Origin of the sequence: Enterococcus alishanensis, from assembly GCF_019218635.1 — a bacterium.
Lineage (GTDB): Bacteria > Bacillota > Bacilli > Lactobacillales > Enterococcaceae > Enterococcus_A > Enterococcus_A alishanensis.
Map to the genome: position 1 here is coordinate 583,119 of NZ_JAHUZB010000001.1, position 18,734 is coordinate 601,852.

General features: G+C 39.0%; 16 protein-coding genes. All 16 read left to right on the forward strand.

Annotated features, from left to right (window positions below; all coding sequences use genetic code 11):
• Positions 1-2: 2 nt before the first annotated feature.
• The 16 genes from KUA55_RS02880 to KUA55_RS02955 all read left to right on the forward strand — a co-directional run bounded on the left by KUA55_RS02880 (position 3) and on the right by KUA55_RS02955 (position 18,715).
• Positions 3-314, forward strand: a complete 312-nt coding sequence (locus tag KUA55_RS02880) for a hypothetical protein (protein WP_218324662.1) — start codon at positions 3-5, stop codon at positions 312-314.
• A gap of 395 nt (positions 315-709) precedes the next feature.
• Entirely contained in the window at positions 710-1,960 is a 1,251-nt protein-coding gene (locus KUA55_RS02885; RefSeq protein ID WP_218324663.1) for a replication initiation factor domain-containing protein, read from the forward strand.
• Positions 1,950-2,498: a hypothetical protein gene (locus KUA55_RS02890; RefSeq protein ID WP_218324664.1), complete on the forward strand. Its 549-nt coding sequence runs from the start codon at positions 1,950-1,952 to the stop codon at positions 2,496-2,498. Before KUA55_RS02885 ends, KUA55_RS02890 begins: the two co-directional genes overlap by 11 nt.
• A 16-nt stretch (positions 2,499-2,514) precedes the next feature.
• Positions 2,515-3,000, forward strand: a complete 486-nt coding sequence (locus KUA55_RS02895; RefSeq protein WP_218324665.1) for an antirestriction protein ArdA — start codon at positions 2,515-2,517, stop codon at positions 2,998-3,000.
• 30 nt (positions 3,001-3,030) lie between these two features.
• Positions 3,031-3,531 (forward strand): hypothetical protein, encoded by a 501-nt coding sequence (locus KUA55_RS02900; protein ID WP_218324666.1) that lies wholly within the window; start codon positions 3,031-3,033, stop codon positions 3,529-3,531.
• Positions 3,532-3,703: 172 nt separating this feature from the next.
• A complete protein-coding gene (locus tag KUA55_RS02905) occupies positions 3,704-6,979 on the forward strand; it encodes a VaFE repeat-containing surface-anchored protein (protein ID WP_218324667.1) in 3,276 nt (1,091 codons plus the stop codon).
• A gap of 62 nt (positions 6,980-7,041) precedes the next feature.
• Positions 7,042-8,001 carry a class A sortase gene (locus KUA55_RS02910; protein ID WP_218324668.1) on the forward strand — a complete coding sequence of 320 codons (960 nt, stop codon included), beginning with the start codon at positions 7,042-7,044 and terminating at the stop codon, positions 7,999-8,001.
• A 164-nt stretch (positions 8,002-8,165) separates the two neighbouring features.
• On the forward strand, positions 8,166-9,569 hold the full coding sequence (locus KUA55_RS02915) for a glucosaminidase domain-containing protein (RefSeq protein ID WP_218324669.1): 1,404 nt from the start codon (positions 8,166-8,168) through the stop codon (positions 9,567-9,569).
• 43 nt (positions 9,570-9,612) lie between these two features.
• Positions 9,613-10,188 carry a hypothetical protein gene (locus KUA55_RS02920; protein WP_246601352.1) on the forward strand — a complete coding sequence of 192 codons (576 nt, stop codon included), beginning with the start codon at positions 9,613-9,615 and terminating at the stop codon, positions 10,186-10,188.
• A 364-nt stretch (positions 10,189-10,552) separates the two neighbouring features.
• Entirely contained in the window at positions 10,553-10,930 is a 378-nt protein-coding gene (locus KUA55_RS02925) for a hypothetical protein (RefSeq protein WP_218324670.1), read from the forward strand.
• Between the two features lie 17 nt (positions 10,931-10,947).
• Positions 10,948-11,679: an LPXTG cell wall anchor domain-containing protein gene (locus KUA55_RS02930; protein ID WP_218324671.1), complete on the forward strand. Its 732-nt coding sequence runs from the start codon at positions 10,948-10,950 to the stop codon at positions 11,677-11,679.
• A gap of 34 nt (positions 11,680-11,713) precedes the next feature.
• Positions 11,714-12,670, forward strand: coding sequence for a conjugal transfer protein (locus KUA55_RS02935; RefSeq protein WP_218324672.1), 957 nt, complete (start codon positions 11,714-11,716; stop codon positions 12,668-12,670).
• 18 nt (positions 12,671-12,688) lie between these two features.
• Positions 12,689-12,907, forward strand: a complete 219-nt coding sequence (locus KUA55_RS02940; RefSeq protein WP_010743153.1) for a TcpD family membrane protein — start codon at positions 12,689-12,691, stop codon at positions 12,905-12,907.
• Positions 12,908-12,909: 2 nt separating this feature from the next.
• Entirely contained in the window at positions 12,910-13,299 is a 390-nt protein-coding gene (locus KUA55_RS02945; RefSeq protein ID WP_218324673.1) for a TcpE family conjugal transfer membrane protein, read from the forward strand.
• 243 nt (positions 13,300-13,542) lie between these two features.
• Positions 13,543-16,062 carry a cation-translocating P-type ATPase gene (locus tag KUA55_RS02950; protein WP_218324674.1) on the forward strand — a complete coding sequence of 840 codons (2,520 nt, stop codon included), beginning with the start codon at positions 13,543-13,545 and terminating at the stop codon, positions 16,060-16,062.
• A 136-nt stretch (positions 16,063-16,198) separates the two neighbouring features.
• Positions 16,199-18,715 (forward strand): ATP-binding protein, encoded by a 2,517-nt coding sequence (locus KUA55_RS02955; protein ID WP_218324675.1) that lies wholly within the window; start codon positions 16,199-16,201, stop codon positions 18,713-18,715.
• The last annotated feature ends 19 nt before the right edge of the window (positions 18,716-18,734 follow it).

Here is an 18,734-nt window from a genome sequence, read left to right on the forward strand (position 1 = left end):
ACATGAGTGAAAAATATTATCGAGTAAAAACTGCCGCAAAGTTAATTGATCCAGACTTTTCTTCAAGAACGTTGTATTCGTGGATCGCAAAGATTGAAAAACGAACAAAATATCGTTTTTTGCGGAAGACTATTTTGAGAAATGGTATTCTTGTTGATCAACTTTTACTGACGGAAGAAGATATTCAATTGTTAAGGAAACTCTATCGATTGAGAAATAAGGAACGGAAGGATTTGACGGCGGCTATTTTCACAACATTTTTGTCGCCAGAAGAACTTTCAAAACGATTACTACTTGAAGAAAACATTTTTTAGAAACATTCCACTACTTGATACTGGTGGGGTTACTATGCCCGCATAGCCATGCACTCAGTAGAGCGTGGCGTATGCACAGGACACTGGCGCCAGCCAGGGGCATTGTGCATACGCACACGCCAAGTGTGTGCGTGGATAGTTTGTGGCAGGCGCTTGCGCCTGCCCCAAACTGTAACCCCCCAGTATCTAATAGGGGGGGGAGAATTAAAATAACGAAAGAAAAAAAGTTTCGTAAACATTGATAGGAGCGGCTTCATCGAAGATGCGTTCTTGTGTCCTTTTTAATGATTTTGAAGGGACACAAAAATAAAAATCCAGTGGAATCAGTACTTGGAGTCGACTTTATGAATGTTACTAAAAATGCGATTTCGTTATTTTAACAGAGGTGTAGAAAATTGGAGCCTAAAGAATTACGAAAATATCGCTATAAGTTTGGGTTATCCAATACAACGACTGGAAAAGTAAAGCCAGTCTCACAAAGAAAATTTGCACAAATATTGGGCATATCATTGTCTTATTATAAAAAAATGGAGCAAGGCAAGCGATTGATTCCAGAAGAGGTGACACAAAAGCTCGAAGAGTACTTTCGTGTCTATATGAAACACGGCATAGAGATGCGAGTCATGATCGATTATTTACGATTGTCTTTTTTCGATGCTACTCCCAAAGATATTATCCAACGAGTATTAGGCATGGATGAGTTAGAGTTTGAAACCCGTTCAACAGGACTCTATATGTTTGATCAAGTTTCAGTACGTGGAAATATTTGGGTCTTTTGGCATACGAAAGAAACGACAAAGAATGTGTTGATTCAATTTTCTGGTCAAGGTTGTCGTGAATATGAAATGGTACTGAAAGAGCGAAAAACGGATTGGCAGGAATATTTATTGTCTATTTGGCAAAAGCAGGGAATGCTTGAAAGCTGCTACAGCCGTGTTCAATGCAGTCGAATTGATATAGCGATTGATGAGATGTGGATGCGTGAGGATGAAGAATACTTTGACTTGTTTTCTATTTTGGAAAAGGAACACAAGGGATTGATCGAAGATAGCTTCAAATTATTCGAAAACTATGGCGGCTATTATACGGAATCAGGGGTGGCTAGAAACAAGGGGCTATCCCTTTATTTTGGTTCAAGAAAATCACCGATGTTTTTCAATTTTTATGAGAAGCGTTATGAGATCGCGAACCGTGAACGAATATCGGTTGAGGATGCTTTGCTGAAATACGGTATCTACAATCGGTATGAGCTGCGCTGTGCAGCAGAAAAAGCAACAGAAATCATCAATCGATTTATTACTGGAACTAATTTAGGTGAGATTGGCGCTGGCTTGATCAATGATAAATTGACGGTTTATGACTTGTTAGATTCAGAATCAAAAATCGTGAATGAACGTTGGGCCAAAATGTTTCGAACGGTAAGAGAACTGAATTTCTCAATGAAAGCAGAAAAGTTTTCGATTGAACGGGCTGAGCGTTGGTTTGAAACACAAGTTGCTCCCACATTAAAACTGCTGAAAATGATTGATGAACTTTCCGGTAGAGATTTTGTGAATGCAACGATTAAAAATGTGGAATTGAGTGAAGACAAAGAAAATTATCTTACTTGGTTCCAATCATCAGGAGGTGATTTGATTGGAGGATAAGAAAGAATACGTCTTTTCAGGAATTAGAAACTATCGAAAGAAAATTGCCGCTATCGATCAACGAATTGGAGAATTGAGTGTCTTCAATTATTCGAAAGAGCTGATCCAGCGAATACTAGAACGGGGCGAATTTCAGGATGATCCCGCTTGGCAAGAAGTTACTCGATTGTTGGAAGTACGAAAAAGCTATGAATTGAAATTGGAAGAACTATGTTGGCAAGTAATACCGAGTGACTTAACTCAAATTGAATTCTACTCTTTTTCTATTCCACAAAATGCATTAATTGCCGTTAAAGCTGGAATCAAACCATTATCGGTTTATTCGTGCTGCGTGACGGAGGTGTATAACCGGAAGGTCAACTATGAAAAAATTTCCTTATCGGATGTACAACAACTGTTAAGTCAATCTATTTGCGAAGAGACACAACTTGGCATTTCCGATGAAGTAATTCAAGCGGAATTACAGGATTTAGGAAAATATGTCAATGAGCCTTTTTACCAAGGATCGGTGCTGATTATTGAAAATGTATTTGTTTAGTTAAGGAGTGTGTCGGATGGAAGCACAAATTTATATTGCCAACCTTTCTAAGTACGTTGGTGGAACGATTCAGGGTGGATGGTTTGATTTACCCGTTGATTATTCTGAAATTGTAGGCAAATTAGGCTTGAATGAATCAGAAGAAGAAACCATCATTTTGGATTCTGAGGCACCATTTACCGTGAATCAATACGATAGTCTGGATCGTTTAAATGAACTTTATGAGCAGTATTCTGATTTACCAAGTGAGCTACGTGACCATGCCAAGGAATTAATTGGTGACTTATTTTCTTCAGAAGATGATCTTTTGGAGAACGCCGATGATGTCATGTTTTTACCCGAAGTTGATACTGATGAAAAGTTAGGCAGTTACTGGATTGATCAAGGGTTAATCACTGTACCAAAAGAATTGGAAAACTACATTGATGAAGACGCTCTTGGTCGAGATATTCGATTGGATGGACAAGTCATTTATGTTTCAGATGGCTGTTTTATGCGGTAGTTACTTTTTGTCTGAAAGGTGTAGTTTGAAATGGATTTAATAAAATATGTAGGCTCCTTTCATTTTGGCAATCAAGCCTCACTTAAAAATGCCGAAGAGGGTAAAGCCTTCTTTAGCGAGATTTTCTACTGGTATAAATCTAAGTTATCGAATTATTTATTGACTGTTCCTTTTAAAGATATGGACTTTGACGATTTGTATGATCGTTTTAAAAATCTATTTTTGAGAGAGAAAGAAAAATTAATTAAAAAAAGCTATCCAGTGACTTTTGAATCGATGGATGCTCATTTTAAGTTAAACATTTATGATCCGATATTGAATCAGGTCATTGACCAAATAGCGGAAGTTGATCAAGAGCGGACTTTCTTTATGAACTATGTAAAAAAGAGACGATGGAGTGTCACGGATCAGTTTTGGTTACACCTTCAAGAATATGGAGAAATTCATATAGCGGAAATCCGTTCTGATTATGCGGTGAAGTTAATTCCAGTATCTTTTGTAGAAAAGTGTCATTTGAAAATCATCAGATAGCTTAAAAACAAAATTGAATAAAATACAAGCAGCAATGTCCTAAGAAGTTCCTTCATAGAGCATTGCTATTTTTTTGTCTAAAAAAGGTGGTGAGTGCTTTTCTCAAGATCAGAATTCGAAGCCCATAAGTGAGATCAATACAAATTTAAAATAAATTTAATGGAGGAAGTTCATGAAAACAAAAATCGGAAGAATATTATTGTCACTATTTATGATCGTTACTTTGCTAACCCAAATCATTCCCATCGATGCAATCACTGCGTATGCGGAAAGTACCGCTTCAACTCAGGCACAAAAAAATGAAGAGAAGAAGAAAACTGTAGAATCCACCAAAGATGATCCAGTAGAATCAACCAGTGAATCGAGTCAAGAATCCTCAGAACCTGCAAAGAGTTCAGAACCTACTGAAAGTTCGAGTGAGAAAAAGCTCGCTGATTTTGAGAGGGAAGAAAGCGAACCTAAAAAAGAAAATGATTTAGATGGAAGTGTCTATGGTTCGGGTGCGGGTGTACCCGGTGAGCGAATTCTTTTTCGAAGTGCTAGAGCATTATCGGCGGATTTGCCAACATTTTTCGGAATCTCGACAAAGGCGATTACCGCTGAATTGACAGCACACCAAAGTGACGGCTTTTATCTTGGAACACCTTATCGTGGTTTGTATTTAAACCCAGATGAAGGGTATTGTCTAAGCCCAAATGGTGCACCCACAAGTTATGGGCCTGGTATGAACTGTACAGGTTTTGTTGCTACGGTCATTCGTAGAGCGGGTGGCGATATTTCAAGAATTACGAATAATAGTACGGGATTCGGTGGAGCCGCTAATGCCTACAACTGGCGTGATGTATTAAGCGCAACAACTCATAGAGATTCGTACAATACGGTTTCTGAAATGCTTGCGAGTGGAACCATGCGTAAAGGGGATATCATTTATTTTGAACCGGATACGTCTGTGACAAATTACGATTGCCACATTGGTTTCTTCTGGGGAAATACATCCAGCGAGAATAAATTCTGGCATTCTTATTATCCCGATGGGAATATCATTTCTGATATCAAAACAAAGTCACCTGCTGAAAAAATTTATGTCTTCCACAACGCTAAGGAAGAGGGGCACATTTCATTAAAAAAAGTGAACGATAAAGGCGACAATATGGCTGGAGTGACGTTCAAACTGACAGCCGATGGAAAATCGACAACGGTAAAAACTGATGCAAATGGGAATCTAAAATCCCCAGATTATCCGGTAGGTACGGTGGTTGAGTATGAAGAAACGGCAACGATTGCTGGTCATTATATTGACTCTGCTTCTTCTAAAGGAAAAATCACTATTAAAGAAGGTTCCAATGAAATCAAAGTGACGAATCCTCGGTACGCAAATGTCACTTTGAATAAAAAGAATGATGTCGGTCTTAACTTGGAAGGTGTTCAGTTTAAGCTTACTTACAACGGAAAAGATCATACCGTCAAGACAGATAAAAATGGTCAAATTCAAGTGACGAATGAATTGAAGAGCAATACTAAAATTGAATGGGAAGAAACGGCAACGATCGCTGGTCACTATATTGATACGGCAAATGCGAAAGGATCGCTAGTCGTTAAGTCGGGATCGAATACAATTAACGTGACCAATCCTCGATATGCCAATTTAACTCTGATCAAACAGGATGATAAAGGGTTAAATCTTGAAGGCGTAGAATTTAATCTTCACTACAATGGCAAGGATCATAAGGTGAAGACGGATAAAAATGGTGCAATCAAGATCACCAACGACTTGAAGAATAATACCAAAGTCGAATGGGAAGAACTTAAAACCATCAAAGGACACTATATTGATCCAGAAAACTGCAAAGGGTCAATCACTGTTAAGTCCGGTGAAAATACAATCAATGTAAATAATCCAACGCTGAATTTTGGCATGACTTCCCAAGCAAGCAATCAAGATGGCGCACAATTTGTGAATCCGATGAAGGGCCAACAATTGCGTGACGAAGTATTGATTCAAGCAAACCAAGCGCCTAAAAATGCCAAATTACGTTTAACTTCTGATTTTGTGGAATTTGGAACGGGTGAACAGTTGGGTGAAGAATCATTGAAGCAAGTCAATGAGTTTGAAGCCAAACAAGCTCAATTCGTGAAGAATGTGTATTTAGATTTTGATGCAACAGGCATGAATGGCAAAAAGGGCGTGTGGATCAACACCTTAGAATTCTATAATACTTCAACTGAAGAATGGGAGGAAGTTGCCCGTCACGATGAGTTAACGAATGAGGCGGAAGCGATTCAATTCGTTGCACCAGAAATCCATACAGAATTTTTCTTTTATGATCAAAATGATAATGAAACAAAGTTGTCTGATCCATTGGCAAAAGTGAAAGGGTTCGACCGAGTATTTTATAAGAACTTGATCTCTGGTCAAACCTATACGTTTGATTTAACGATGATGGATCGCGAATCAGAAGAAGAGTTCAAAGACCCGAACGGTCAACCAATCAAAGGATCAATTACAGTTGTTGCTGGTAAAGATGGTACAGTGACTTCTACGATGAATGCAAAAGAATACTATGAAAATCTTGCAAAAGAAGAAGCTGAAAAAGAAAACGAGGACAACAAAGAAAAAGAAGAGAGCAAAGACACTGAAGACTCAAAAGATGCTGTCCAGCCAAAAGCCGCAATCCAAGAAGTCGTTGATACTGAAACTCCAGAAGAGATCGAAGAACAGGAAGAAGCAACTGAATTTTCAACACTGAATGATGTTGAATTATTGGAAGGGTATGTGGATGTTCCTTTTGAAGCAAACCTATCCGCTGCGAATGGCAAGGTTTTAGTCGCCTATGAGCAATTATCTACCAATGATACACCGATCGCTGAAGAGAAGAAGATCGATAACGAGAAACAAACCGGACAAGTAAGAAATCCTAAAATTGGGACTCAAGCATTGGTTAACGGCAAGGTGGAAGTTACCACTGATGGTAAAGTAACACTAACGGATAAAGTTGCTTTTGAAGACTTAACACCTGGCGTTGAGTATGATCAAAAAGTTACTTGGATGGATAAACGTACCAAATTACCCGTGATGATTGATGGAAAAGAATTGACTTCAACCATTAAGTTTACGCCAAAAGAATCATCAGGATCAGTGACCGTTACGATTGAAGATGTGGCTGTTCAACAGCTATTTGGTAACGATAGTAAGATCCAATTGGTCGCTTTTGAGGAAACAACATACAATGATGAACCCGTTGCTTCTGAAAAAGATTTCGATAATGAAGGCCAAACTATTACCATCAATAAACCAGTCGAGCCAACGAAGCCGACAACTCCAGGAAGTACTTTGCCTCAAACTTCAGGATCATTAGGGAGTCCAATTACTTGGATTCTATTAGGTCTTGTTTTAGTGGTAAGTGCTCTTTTTATTATCCTTTATAAGAAACATCAAAGCAGTAAGTAAAAATATTTTTACTAAGCGTCTTAACGGGCGCTTAGTATTTTTAAATAAGTAAGGAGGCCATTGTGACAAAACTATGGAGAAACCTTCCGTTTTTGTGGATCGCATTTGGACTGCTTTTGTCTTGTGCCAGCTATTATGGCTATCAGTTACTCCTTGATGCGAATGGGAATGCGGAAAAGATGCCACATTCCATTGAATCGAAGGAGTCTAGTCACAGAAAACGAAAAAAGAAATTAGAAGATGCGATCTATTGTCCACGGCAAATCAAACCAGTGACACCTGCGGCATATGCGAAAGCACAATTACAGTATGTCGAGATCGTCCATCAGTGGGGTGTAGGTTCTTTGTTTATTCCAAGTGCTGATATCCATTCAAAAATCCTTGCGGGCATTGATAATCAAAATTTAATGGTTGGTGTCGGAACGTACTACAAAGCCCAGCAGCTAGGAAAAGGAAATGTGGTTCTCTTAGCACACAACCTGGTTCAAGGGGGTGGGGTGCTGAGAAATCTGCGTAAAACAGGTCTGCAACAAGTCTTCTATCTGACTGATTTTACAGACGTTTTCGAGTATGTAGCAGAAAAGAATGAGGTCGTTGATGAAAGCCGTGGGGAGTTAATGGATATTCCAGATGTGGATGAGTCCGCAATTGTGACGCTCATTCGATGTGAGGGTGGTATAAATACACCAAACCGAGCGATCGTCCAAGGAAAGTTTTTGAAGAAGTACCCAGCAAGTGAAGCGACTGAAGAAGTGAAACTTGGATTAGGGCTTACTGAAGCCCAATGGATCAGTGAAGAAGTTTCATCCGATCAACAAAGTCCAATTCAAGAACCAACGATAACTATGGCAAAGAGTCCAACAAAAAGATCAAACAAGCCAATTTATTCGACTCTGCAAGTACTCTGTATTTACTTGTATACAGTATTGAATGAGGCTCCGATCATTGTTGGAATTGGTTATTTAGCAGGTCTTCTAGCAATAACTCACATAGCGACACGTATGCAATGTGCTATTAGTTAGTGGTAATTTTTTTAAATGAATGTAAAGGAGAGTAGCCTATGTTTTGGATTATTATTGCCTTCATGACGGGTGCGTTGTTTGGCGTGATCATTATGGCGATATTGAGTGCAGGTAAATATGACGATATGTTAAACAATAGAATTGAATAAGGGGGAATTAATCAAGTGAAGAAATTTTCGAGAATTGCTTCAGCTTTGATTTTCACTATACAAGCGTTTCTTTCGACACCAGTAGCAGTATGGGCAAATGAATTACCCTCTGTGAAAGAATCGACTGAACAAGTTCAAAAGTCAGTGGATACTACTGAAACCAAAGAAAGCAGTTCTGAGTCTAGCAGTGACTCATCAACTGAGGAACCATCAGAAAGCAGTACTACCTCAAGTAGTGAGTCTTCTAAGGAATCCTCTAGCAGTGTGACGAAATCTTCGGAATCCACGACACCAAGTGGTCAGGATAATTCAAAAAAAGAGGAGTCAAAAGAAGAATCGTCAAAACAAGAAGAACCAAAACAAGAAGAACCAAAACAAGAAGAACCAAAACAAGAGAATTCAACAGCACCATCTATTCAAGAGACACAAGAAGTTCCAGATCAAATTAATCAAGAAGCAACGGTGGAGTTGTCCCGAACCGTACCAGCAAGCCTCGTTACCCAAGATGGAAGCATTCACTTTGAGAAAGATGAATCGGTGGAAACATTTATCCGAAAAATTGGTGAATCAGCTCGAAAGATTGGGAAAGAAAAAGACTTGTATGCGTCAGTGATGATCGCCCAGGCAATCTTAGAATCAGCTTCGGGTCAAAGTCAATTAGCGCAAGCACCAAACTATAATTTGTTTGGGATTAAAGGAAGTCACAACGGGAAATCTGTTTCGATGGCAACACAAGAAGACTTCGGGAATGGCACACTCTATGCCACGCAATCGGGTTTTCGAGTTTATGAGAATTATGAGGATTGTTTCACTGATTATGCCACGCTGTTAAAAGAAGGACTCACTGGAGATTCCAATTATTATTCTGGAGTCTGGAAATCAAATACAGACACCTATCAAGAAGCAACAAAGTTCCTTACCGGACGCTATGCAACGGATACTCAGTATGATCAAAAATTGAATGGTCTGATTGAAACCTATGATCTGACTTATTACGATAAAGAACTACAAGGACCTGAAATAAGCAGTGCTGGTTATAAAGTACCCATTCGCAACTATACAATCTCAAGTCAATATGGGAATCGTGGATCAGAATTTCATCGAGGATTAGACATGGCGGCACGGCAGGGAGAACCAATCCATGCAGTTAAGTCTGGAACTGTCATTAAGGCGGAGTATCACAATTCTTGGGGAAATGTGGTCGCTATTCAACATGAGGATGGCTCAACCGCCTTGTATGCTCACCAACAACAGTATGCAGTAAAAGTTGGAGATAAGGTATCACAAAGTCAATTAATCGGCTACGTTGGAAGTACTGGAAATAGTACAGGTAGTCATCTGCATTTCGAACTTTGCAGGGATAACAGCCTTGATCAAGGAATGTTGATTGATCCGCAAACAGTACTTTTTGATAATTAAATTCGAGTAGTTGGGATAGAAGAGTCTCGCTGGAGTCTCTTTTTTGTATGGAGGTGAATTTGTAGAAATGGATTTCATAGGAGAACCAATTGCTGAAGAGGAATTCGTTGAACACTACCTATATTTGTTTGAATCTTCAATCCGTCAGTTGTGTGCCATCGATGAGTTTTTGCCAAAGGAAAAGGAATACCTTCAGGCAGAATATCGATGTGCATGGCTGCTTTATCAGAAATTTGAAGCTGATCAAAATCGACCACCAGATTATCGGTATCTCAGTGACAGTGTGACAAATGCGGTGATTGCTCGTGAGTATCTATTCCAAGAGCGAGAGAAAAATATCATGAATGCGGAACATTTTGCGGAACGATATATCAACCTTCTTTATTCTGAAGGGTTGCTTACACCAGTGATTTTTGGGGCGACAGATTTTGCGTTCATTAAACAAAGTGAGCGACATCGAGCAACAAAACGCTATGAAGAGGAGGATCACTTTACCGAAGGCTATGAAATGATGCGTATTCAGAATAATCGGTTTCTGCAAAATTATGTGATCCAGCAATTAGCGGACAGCTTTCTTGATCTCTATTCTGTGTACATGAAAAAAAGACAGGAGGGATAAGCATATGTTTCGTTCACTGTTTGTCATTGGACTTCTAGCTCTTCTGATAAATGTTTTTCACTATCTTTTATGTTCAAAATTCGAGCGGATGCAGATGAAAGACGCTTTATCTTGGAAGCAAGGGATCAAGCGGAATAGATATGAATTGTATTTAGCATTTGATGACGGGCGTTTTGCGTTCTATCACTTGTTCGCTAATTACTAAAATTATCAAGCGAATGACTTGTTACTGAAGCTCTTTGAGGGGAATTCTTTCGTTGAGATCGAAAAAATGGACGTGTTTTCTATTATCGGTGCTCACAAATTATCAGAATTGAATCTCAAAAGGTTTCGCTCAAGCTAGGAAAGAAAGGGCTGTTTTAGCATGTCCAATTTTTTTACCTGGTATGAAGATGAGCAATTTCGAGATTTTCATTTATTGATCGAAGCCGTTTTAAATTCCTTGAACCCAAAGAATCAACCGTTCGTTGGATTGCCAAAAGAAATGAAGATCAGATGCAAGAATGATCCAGCTGCTTATCAACGATACGTCAATCAGCGAGTTCGCTATATTAAAGAGAAAGAAGCGCAACGGTCGCAATTCATTAAATGGTGCAGCAGAGAAGTCATTGATCAATTTAAACAACTTTTTCCAGAGGTGGACGCTGTACAAATTGTGTCTGAAACCATTTCTGGACTGAATCAACTATTTTTAGAACGCTATGAGAGCAAGACAATTTACTCTTTAGAAATAAACTTTTAGTGAATGGAGAAAAGTATATGAAAAAACGAATGATCACAACATTGGCGCTGACCAGTATCACATTATATAGCCTTCATTTTAGTGAGCAGTTGGCACAAGCCAGTGAATTGAATGAACCAGCGATAGATCAAGTGGATCAGATGGTTTCAACATCTGATGGATTAACTGAAGAATTGCCTGTTGAGTTACCAACAGACCCAGAATTACCGACTGATCCTGAATTACCAGGAGAACCCGAAACACCAGAGGTTCCCGAAACGCCAGAAGTACCGGAAACACCGGAAGTTCCAGAAACACCAGAAGTACCGGAGATACCAGAGGTTCCCGAAACACCAGAAGTTCCCGAAGTCCCAGAGAAGCCCGAACAGCCGGAAAAACCAAGTAAGCCAGAGCAACCCGCTCAACCAGAACAGCCTCAGACACCACAAGTACCGTCAATTCCAGTTAATAATCCAGTGGCTGTTGTAATAAATCCAACTGTGGATGCACCTGTGGAAACGGTAACTGGCGAACAAATTGTTTCAGTGAGAGACGGTATTGCATACAAACAAACAGCAGCCGGACTAACACCTATCGAAAGCGAAGCCACAACTTTACCGGATGGTAATATTTCCATCAAGGCCAAAGACGGTTCGATTAAAGTTTTACCTCATACGGGGGAATCCGCTACGGGAAGTTTATCTGCATTAGGATTGGGCTTAATTTCATTGGTTAGAATGGTCTGGAGGAAACGGTTAATTAAACAATAAAGGGTTTTGACGATTGGAGGTTGTATTCCCTGGGATGAAGAGACGGCTAATTAAAAAGAAAGAGAATACTACGAGTGAAAAAATACCGAAAGCACGAAAAATTCAGACAAAGGGAATGAGACGTGTTTTCTGGGGAGTGATCCTTTTTTTGAGTGTCTCTGGGGTTTTGGCGTTTCTTCAGACCCAGGGACTACGAATAAAAGTGAGTTTACTTAATAAAGAGGTTTCTGCGATCCAACAAAAAAGCAAAGATACCGCCAGCAATTCAGTAGTGCTCACTCCTGAAATTGAATCTTTCATGAACCGTTTTGTGGCCTTGTATATGGCGATCTCTGAAGATAGTGATACTCAAAAGTTGAGAGAGGAAACCCTACTAAAAGAGTATTTTGCTCAAGGGATCAAAGAAGACAATTCGATCTTTTCTGGGAAGCGTACTTTAAAGGCAGCATCATTTGTTTCCTTAAAAAAAGTTTCTGGTGTTTCGACTGCCATATATAAAGTTACTTATGTGATTGAAACTAACGGGGAAGAGGATCAATTAAAGGAAGTATCTGCTAGTCAATTACTAAATATTCCCTTTCAATCTTCTAAAGCTGGGAGTCGAGTGATTTCCTATCCCTATTTCACTGCCTTGAAGGAAAACAAAGAAAAAGCAAAAATTTTGGATTATGATCAGAACGATTTTAATTCTGTTGATGGCGATACTCGAAGAAAAGTGATGACCTATATTGAAGAATTCTTGGAAAAGTATGCGAAGAGTTCTTCAAAAGATATGCGCTATATGATGGACAATCCAGAAGGGCTGCAAGGTTCAGCAAGTATTGATCAGGTGACTGGTCAAGTGTTTAAGGAGAAAAAGTACTTCTTGGTTAAAGCAGCAGTCAAATTCAAAGATAGAGGGACAGAGTTACTATGGCAAGAAAATATGTCGTTTGAAGTAGTAAAAAAATCCGACAAGTATTATGTCCAGAAACTAGACCATACTTGGTAGAAATGAGGGAAAGACAGAATGGGATTAAAACAATTATCTGATTTTATACTGGAGCAAGGGAAATATGCGATCATCATGCTTGTTGTCTATTTAGCATCAAAGAATTTTGCGAAGTCAAAAGTGGTACAAATTATTTCGGCTTTTGTCGGTGGAGCCATTGCTTATTTCTTCTTGAATGATCCAGAAAAAGTTTTTGACGGCATGGGCACGATTATTGAAAAGTTATTTGGAGGTTAATCATGAAGTGGGAACCGTATAATTACTCGGTAGCGTTCAAAGAACCTTATCGGATACAAGATTTAGGTAATTTGGGTCGTTTGCCTGCGCCAATAGCCGTGGTAAATATCGGCAGTTTTATCTTAGTGCTGGGATTGATGTGGGGATTTTTTCGTGAATTCATTCAAAGCGTTTCAGAAACACTCCCATTTTTCCCAGCACTTTGTTATATAGGTCTTCCAGTAGCAAGCGTACTTCTACTAAATAAGGTTCAGCCAGATGGAAAGAAACTTCACTACTATGTTTTCGATCTTATTCTTTATACTGTATCTATTCAATGGAGAAATGTAGTATTCTTCAACGGGTCGTCTTACAAGCGATCAGAAGTAGATAAGAAGATACATTTTAAATAATCAATCCAAACAGTTGTATAAAACGGATTCTCCTTATGGGTAATACGAATATATTTTTTAATGGTGCTTATTTTTGATTTAGGGGCGCCTTTATTTTATTTTTTATGGGTAGGGGATGACTTGAAATTCCCCCCTGCTAAACAGTTACAATCTGCTAAAAAGTGCTCCTTATTTCTCGCATATCCCTTCACAAAAACGTATGATGGAACAATCGATTTACAAAAAATGAAGGGAAGAATCGATATGAAAAAGATAAATTGGAATGGATTAAATAAGGAAGAAGTTGCACTTAAAAGGGATGAATTCGGGCTAAATCAGCTGGAACAAAAAAAGAAGGAACCTTTTTACATGAAGGTCTTTCATATTATTATGGAGCCGATGTTTTTACTTTTGATTATTGCAGCTTTGATCTACTTTTTTTTAGGTGAGCCTCAAGATGGTTTAATTATGCTGGTTTTTGTGGTAGTGATTATTGCCATAGAAGTGATACAAGAATGGAAAACGGATCAAACCTTGAATGCTTTAAAAGACCTTTCCGCACCAAAGATCAAGGTCGTTCGTGATGGTCAAACGAGTGAGATTTTAAGTCAAGAGTTGGTCCCCGGAGATTTAATGTTGATTGAAGAAGGGGTCAAAGTTCCTGCGGATGGTTTTGTCATTAAAGCTAACGATTTACGAATCAATGAATCCTCTCTGACTGGCGAAGCCGAAGCCGTATGGAAAAAAATTGCGGAAGCAGAGGAATCATCATCAGAAGACTATTGGCGCGATGACTACGTGTATACTGGGACGCTGGTAACGACAGGTAGTGGAACAATCTTAGTCGATAAAATCGGTTCGCATACAGAGTATGGAAAAATTGGGAAACATTTGGCTACAGCGGAAGATGAAGCGACTCCTTTGGATAAGCAGATTGGAAAACTGGTTAAAGTCTGTGCGATCATAGCACTGATTTTCTTACTATTAGTCGCAGGAGTGACCTTTTTCAACGACGCTGATCTGCCGTTGAAGGATCGCTTTGTAGAAAGCATTTTATCAGGTATCACCATTGCGATGGCCATGATCCCTGAAGAGTTTCCAGTTGTATTGACGGTCTTTCTTTCTATGGGGGCATGGCGATTAGCGAAAAAAAATTCATTGATTAGAAAACTTCCTGCTGTTGAAACAATGGGAGCTGTTTCTGTTTTAGCTGTAGATAAAACTGGGACGATCACGGAAAACAAAATGACTGTCACAGAAATTTGGACGGTCTCAGGACAATCCGAAGATCGATTGATTGAAACGATGGGCTTAGCCAGTGAAACCGATCCTTATGATCCAATGGAAATTGCGATGTTAGAATATGACGAAGCCCATGGTTGGAGTAAAGAGAAGCTGTTTAACGGACCGCTAGTAAAAGAGTACCCTTTTACCGATGAGTTAAAAATGATGGGACATATCTGGCAACGAAACAATCAGATTGAAGTTACTGTAAAGGGATCACCAGAAAGTGTGCTGAATATCTCAACGATTGGTTCAAAAGAAAAGGCAGAAATAATGAGCGTGATTGATCAATTCGCTCATGAAGGATTGCGCGTAATCGCAGTAGGAGAGCAAATCGTCTCATCGGAAAATGAGGTGCCAGCTTCCATTGAAGAGAGCGAGTTGGATTTTCTTGGGTTGATCGGTCTCTCTGATCCGCCAAGAAAGGGTGTCATGGAAGACATTCAACAGTGTCAGAAAGCTGGAATCAAAGTCGTGATGATCACTGGTGACAATGGAGTCACGGCTGGTGCGATTGCACGAAAGGTTGCTATAGCTAATACCAATGAATTCATTACTGGAGCAGAGATCGACACATTGTCTGACAATGAGCTGATAGAAAAAGTAACGGATATTAATATCTTCTCTCGTGTAACGCCAGAGCATAAAATGCGTATCGTTCAAGCCTTCAAAGCACGAGGAGAAGTTGTTGCCATGACCGGAGATGGCGTGAATGACGCGCCTGCATTAAAATATGCGGATATTGGGATTGCCATGGGCAAACGCGGATCGGAAGTTTCCAGAGAAGCCGCCGATTTGATTTTGATGGATGACAATTTTTCTACTATCGTAAACACCGTGAGAGATGGTCGCCGGATTTACGATAATATTAAAAAAGCGATTGGTTATATTTTTGTGATCCATATTCCGATCGCGTTGACTGCGCTTTTTGGTCCAATACTCGGCATTCCACAAGCAGCGTTGCTTCTGTTACCAGTTCATGTGGTGCTGTTGGAATTAGTCATTGATCCTACCTGTTCCGTTGTGCTGGAAAGACAACCTAGTGAGCCGGATATCATGGATCGTCCGCCACGTGATCCAAAAGAAAGTATCCTAAGCAGAGGACTACTTTTCAAAAGTGTACTGCAAGGACTGTTCATTTTCTTGGCATCATTTTTGGTGTATTATTTTACATTACAACAAGATCCATCAAATGATGAGCTAGCCCGTACCATGGGGTTAGCCGTTTTGATCGTAGCCAATCTTTTCTTAGTGCAAGTTAATAGTTCGAATCATTTGTTTGGCATTCAAACATTTGTCAAATTGATTCACGATAAAGTCATTTGGCTAATACTTGGCGGAACTATACTTGTTCTATTAGCTTTGATTTATTCACCGATTAATGGCTTTTTGGATTTAGCGCCATTATCTTTGTCACAATTAGGAGTTTGTGCGATTTTAGGCATGGTCTCAGTTTGTTGGTACGATTTGGTTAAGTTAATAAGAGGAACATATAAATAGATATTTTGAAGAATGCACAATTAAAAAATTTAAGCGATATAAATGAAAGTCTCACTTATTTCTCTAAGTAACTTTTTCAGAAGTACTTAGAGTTTTTTATTAATAGATATGATGATTTTAGTTTGGAGGGGAAGAGATGACTAATACTAAAAGTCCTGTTCGTATGATCAAGGATAATTTGTTATTGTCAGGTGACAATAATATTTGGGCTTATTATCAAGTGTCACCAAAAACGATTTCGCAAAATAATCCCAAAGCAGTTCAAGAGAATAAGGAACAGATGGCAAATTTGATGCAGTTACTGGCACCGTATGAGGATGTTGAGTTGATTATGTTTCCTCGAACGATGAATTTATCTAGTCGATTTACAAAATTATCTGAAGGTTTTGATCAAAAAAATTCTGATCTTGGGGAATACTATTCCCAGGAAACAGTCAGTTTATTGGAGAGAGAAGGTACGGTTTACCGACCTTCTTTTTTGTTGGGTTTGAAGGTGAAGGATCAATATATTGCTGAAAACTTTAAAGATGTGTTCAAGAAAGTCTCATCTGAGATAGCAGATGAAGTTCTAGGTTTTGTTGGATATGAATTGACGGACGGTGAATCGATTTTAGACCAAGTGGCTTCTATTTCAAAAGAAATTACTCAACTTCTCTATTCGTTTTCGATTCGTCCATTGGATAAAACTGAAATGATCTATGTAAATCGTTTGCAATACATCAGAGGCATGCCACACAAAATTGAAGACGAAAACCATTGGCAGGATATTGAGGATATTCAATCAGCGATTATTCGGTCGCTGAAAAACGGGAAAGGTATTTTGAAAATCGAAGATGAACTGGGAGAAAGCTATTTATCCATTTTGCCAATTGGGACTTTTCCAGATAATATGAGCAATATGAACATTTTTCAGTTCGCTCAAGATTTGAATTTCCCTGTAGAATTCCGAATGAAGCTCCATTATCCCGAACTAAACGGTTCGCAAGGACTTCAAATACGAGCAGGTTGGTTGAATAATCGATTTAAGGATGAACAAAGTGATCAGGAGAAGCACGGAGATGAACCAACAGATCGTGTTTTGACAATTCGTTATTTGCTGAAGCACATGAGGGAACGCATGAGTAATAATGAACCGATCATTGACTGGTTGGGGTGCTTTGTTGTGTACGGCAACACGAAAGAAGAAGTCCGACAGCGGAGCTTATCTATCATCAAATTACTGAGTCAAAGTGTGAAAGTCTGTCGAGGAAAAAACGATCAAATCAAATTGTTTTATAAGCTCCTGATGGGTCATCCGTTAGGAAGTCAAATGCATTGGAAGCAGCGAACCAATGTTGATGCTATTGCTGAGCTGCTATTTGGTACGATTACCGAATTGGGAATGGATTCGGGCTGGTATATTGGGCGACAAGATGTTGTCGGCTTGAAGGGTTCCAAAGGTGAAAAAACTGAATTAGAAGAACTCATTTATGCCTCAAATAAATATGTCTTTCTAAATCCATTGGCTATCGCTGAAGGGATTAAAGGAGCACTGTATGATGCACCACACATGGCGGTCACCGGAAAAACTGGTAAAGGTAAAACGTTTCTAGTCGGACTAATCTTTCTTTATAGTTCCTTTTTAGAAGCTAAGAGTCTTTTTATCGATCCAAAAGGTGAAAAGAAAAAATGGTTTAGAAAACTGACCAATAATCCTTATTACCAACAGAATTATCCATTATTTGTCCAGCATCTAAACAGCATTAACTATGTGACGTTGGATGTAAGTAAAGAAGAGAATTATGGAGTATTAGACCCGTTTGTTTATCTGAATAGAATCGATGCAAAACAGGTGGCTCAAGATATGATCAATGAATTAAGTCCGTTAGGAAAAGATCATAAATTAAAAGGAGCCGTGCTTGAAGGTATTCAAAAAGTGTTATACCAACGAGAAAAAGGAGAACAAGTGGGATTAATGCATGTTATTGATTGGTTAGAGGATCATGGTGATGAAAAGATAAATGAATATGGCCGTTTTCTGCACCTAACAATTATCGACTCTATTTTACGTCTTGGCTTCAGTTATGGCGAAAATGCTGGTCTTGATTTTAAAGAAAAAACAACCGTTCTAGAAATTCAAGACTTAACGCTACCCAAAGACGATATTTCACCTGAACTGTATTCGGATGCGGACAGAAAGGCGCTCTGCTTGATGATCAGTTTAGGGCGTTTTTGCGAGATGTTCGGGAAACGGGATATCGAACAAAAGACGGCAGTTTACTTTACCGAGGCTTGGGTTTTTTATAAATCAAATTCAGGTCGGGCGATCATTTCATCAATGGCTCGTGTGGGTCGATCTCAGATGAATCAGTTAGTGTTAGATACTCAGTTTATTGATGATCTAGGCACAGAAGATGAAAAGGGGAATTATGGAATTGTCTTTGCTTTCGATGAAGATAGCGAGCGAGATAAAATTCTTACTCATTTAGGTTTAGAGTGTAATGAGGTAAATCGAAAAGAAATGAAACGAATGATTAAGGGTCAATGCTGGATGCGTGATATTTATGGACGAGTTGGAAAGTTGAATGTCCATAGTTTATTTGAGGAATTCACCGAAGCGTTGAAAACGACAGAGAAAACCAGTAATAGTGAGGCAGAGGAACAAGTTGTTTAGATTTATTATTACCTTATAG

Coding starts and splice junctions, on each gene's coding strand:
- KUA55_RS02880 (WP_218324662.1), top strand. CDS start 3: ATGAGTGAAAAATATTATCGAGTAAAAACTGCCGCAAAGTTAATTGAT.
- KUA55_RS02895 (WP_218324665.1), top strand. CDS start 2,515: ATGGAAGCACAAATTTATATTGCCAACCTTTCTAAGTACGTTGGTGGA.
- KUA55_RS02900 (WP_218324666.1), top strand. CDS start 3,031: ATGGATTTAATAAAATATGTAGGCTCCTTTCATTTTGGCAATCAAGCC.
- KUA55_RS02905 (WP_218324667.1), top strand. CDS start 3,704: ATGAAAACAAAAATCGGAAGAATATTATTGTCACTATTTATGATCGTT.
- KUA55_RS02925 (WP_218324670.1), top strand. CDS start 10,553: ATGTCCAATTTTTTTACCTGGTATGAAGATGAGCAATTTCGAGATTTT.
- KUA55_RS02930 (WP_218324671.1), top strand. CDS start 10,948: ATGAAAAAACGAATGATCACAACATTGGCGCTGACCAGTATCACATTA.
- KUA55_RS02935 (WP_218324672.1), top strand. CDS start 11,714: ATGAAGAGACGGCTAATTAAAAAGAAAGAGAATACTACGAGTGAAAAA.
- KUA55_RS02940 (WP_010743153.1), top strand. CDS start 12,689: ATGGGATTAAAACAATTATCTGATTTTATACTGGAGCAAGGGAAATAT.
- KUA55_RS02945 (WP_218324673.1), top strand. CDS start 12,910: ATGAAGTGGGAACCGTATAATTACTCGGTAGCGTTCAAAGAACCTTAT.
- KUA55_RS02950 (WP_218324674.1), top strand. CDS start 13,543: ATGAAAAAGATAAATTGGAATGGATTAAATAAGGAAGAAGTTGCACTT.
- KUA55_RS02955 (WP_218324675.1), top strand. CDS start 16,199: ATGACTAATACTAAAAGTCCTGTTCGTATGATCAAGGATAATTTGTTA.